The sequence below is a fragment of the Longimicrobium sp. genome (genome assembly GCF_036554565.1).
GTDB lineage: Bacteria > Gemmatimonadota > Gemmatimonadetes > Longimicrobiales > Longimicrobiaceae > Longimicrobium.
The window spans coordinates 1-2,068 of the sequence record NZ_DATBNB010000424.1 but is presented as its reverse complement, the minus strand read 5'-3'; the positions used below and the strand labels follow the sequence as shown (position 1 = coordinate 2,068).

At 73.3% G+C, this 2,068-nt stretch carries 2 protein-coding genes; both read left to right on the top strand.

The window, feature by feature from the left end; translation table 11 throughout:
• Window positions 1-57 precede the first annotated feature (57 nt).
• On the top strand, window positions 58-1,335 hold the full coding sequence (locus VIB55_RS11550) for a hypothetical protein (protein WP_331876815.1): 1,278 nt from the start codon (window positions 58-60) through the stop codon (window positions 1,333-1,335).
• A partial coding sequence (locus VIB55_RS11545) for a hypothetical protein (RefSeq protein WP_331876814.1) occupies window positions 1,332-2,068 on the top strand: 737 nt, incomplete at its 3' end. The genes VIB55_RS11550 and VIB55_RS11545, both read left to right, overlap by 4 nt.

Below are 2,068 nucleotides of genomic sequence, written 5' to 3'. Positions count from 1 at the left end.
CTCGGCCGCCGCGCTTTTACGGGTGCGAAAGCACCCACACGCAAGACCTCTGGACGGATGCAACGCCGTATTATCCTGTTCGGCCTGGCCGCCGCGCTCCTCGCGGGCGCGGCCGCCTGCACCGACGAAACGCCGACGCTGCCGGGCGGCTTTCCCGCGGATGCCCAGCCCGTGACGCGCGAAGTGCTGGTGCCCGCGTCGCAGTTCTTCCGGGTGCTCAGCTCGCACAGCGGCTACACCAGCGTGCACGCGGCCACGTACCTGACGGTCGCCGAGAACTACGCGGGCCTCTACGCGCACGCGCTGGGCCGCTTCCAGGCCTTTCCGCGCCAGGTTACGTACCTGCGTGACGGCGTGTCGCGTACCGACAGCCTGTTCACCTTCACGGGGGGCGAGCTCGTAGTACGGGTAGACACGCTGGCCTCCACCACGCCGTTCACGCTGCGGGTGTTCCAGGGCGTCCAGGACTACGATCCGGGGAGCGCCACCTGGCAGCTGGCGGCGGACACGGGCAGCGTCGAGGTGCCGTTCACCCAGCCGGGCGGCACACGCGGCGCGCTGCTGAGCCAGGCCACCCGGACGGCCGGATCGCCCGGCGATTCGCTCGTGTTCCCGCTCACCGTCGCCAACGTTCGTGCGCTCGCCGACAGCACGTCGAAGGGCGTGGTGATCACGGGTGCCGAGCCGGGAACGAGGGTGCGGATCACCGGCTTCGTGCTGCGCGCCCGCGTGCGGCCCGACAGCGCGCGCCCCGACACCACCTTCGTGATCAGCGCCAGCGGCACCGACGCGGTGACGGTGTACACGCCCGAGCAGCCGGAGCCCGCCGCGGGGATCGTCGCGGCCGGCGGGGTGCGGGGCGCCCGCACCCTGCTGGAGATCGACGTGAACCAGCGGGTGCCCGGGTGCGCGGCGCCGCAGGCCTGCGCCGAGGTGGGGCTTCGCGACGTGCAGCTGAACTCCGTGGAACTGCTGTTGAAACCGGTGAACGTGCCCAACGGGTTCGGTCCCCTGGGGCTGCTGCCCCTGCACCTGCGGCGGGTGAGCGAGCCGGAGCTGGGCCGCCGGGCGCCCCTGGGGTGCTGCGCCCCGGGCGACCCGGCCGGGCTGCTGGACCAGCCGGTGTTCTACAATCCCAAGACCGACACGCTGGCGGTGATCCCGCTGACCCGCCTCGCGCTGCAGACGGTGTTCTCGGCCGATACGCTGCCCACCACCTTCGCGCTGCTGAGCGAGTTCGGGCCGGGGCCGCCCACCTTCGGCGTGGGCTTTTTCCGGGGCGATCCGCTGCTGCGCATCGTCTACACGCTTCCCGCCCGCCGCCGACTGCCATGATCCGCCTTCGCATTCCGGGCTCCGCGCTGCTGCTGGCGGCGCTGGCCGCGGCCCCCGCCGGCGCGCAGTCGCTGCTGTCGGCGTACTCGCTGGGCTATCCGCTGGAGCCGATCGACGCCCGCGGCCGCGCCCTGGGCGGCATCGCGGCGGGGTTCCAGGGGCCGCACTTCTCGCTGGTGAACCCGGCCGCGCTGTCGGGGCTTCCCGTGGCGGGCGTAACGCTGACCCTGCAGTCCGACGCCTTCACCCTCGACGGTTCAGCCGACCGGGTGACCACGGCGCGCTTTCCGGCCATCCAGGCGGCGTTCCCCTTCGGCTCGCGCCTCGTGGCCTCCATCGGGTACGCCGCGGTGCTGGACCAGAGCTGGGAGGCGGTGATCGAGGACTCGCTGGACATCGCGGGCCAGCGCCGCTTCGTGCGCGACCGCTTCGTTTCGCGCGGCGGCCTGTCGCGGTTCCGGGCGGGCGCGGCGTACATCCTGGTGCCGCGGGTGGACGTGGGCGTGGGGCTGGACCTGTACACGGGCGCGCTGCGCGACTCGGTGTCGCGCGCGTTTCCTGATGGCGGACTCTTCGAGGCGACCACGGGCACCGACTACGAGTACGAGGGGCTCGGCGTCTCGGTGGGCGCTCGCTACCGCGGCTCGGCGGTGACGGTCGCGGCGGCGGTCACCGCCGCGGGCGACCTGACGGCCACGGCGACGGCGGCGGGCGACTCCGCCGTGGAGTCGCG

Coding starts and splice junctions, on each gene's coding strand:
- VIB55_RS11550 (WP_331876815.1), top strand. CDS start 58: ATGCAACGCCGTATTATCCTGTTCGGCCTGGCCGCCGCGCTCCTCGCG.